We start from the raw sequence: 265 nt of genomic DNA on the forward strand, positions 1-265 counted from the left end.
ACCGTATAAGGCATCAAATTCTTTGCCTATATTACTTCTTATACATTCAGCATAGAAATCACCCAATTTTGATATCTGTTATCCCGTCTTATAATTACCAGTATTGACGAAGTAAGGTGTTCTACGGCCACTTTTAGTAACAAAGTCACCAAAAGTAAGAACATTAGCCTTTACCATAAATTCAATAAATTGTTGCTTATAATTCATAATGTCTCCTTTCAAAACTCTAGTTAGTTTTATAACTTCATTTTATCAAATTGCTTGA

General features: G+C 30.6%; 1 pseudogene. It reads right to left on the minus strand.

Annotation, left to right across the window (positions count from 1 at the left end):
• A pseudogene (locus N3F66_15135) lies at nt 1-210 on the minus strand (orotate phosphoribosyltransferase).
• Nucleotides 211-265 lie beyond the last annotated feature (55 nt).

This window comes from Spirochaetota bacterium (assembly GCA_026414805.1).
Classification (GTDB): Bacteria; Spirochaetota; UBA4802; order UBA4802; family UB4802; genus UBA4802.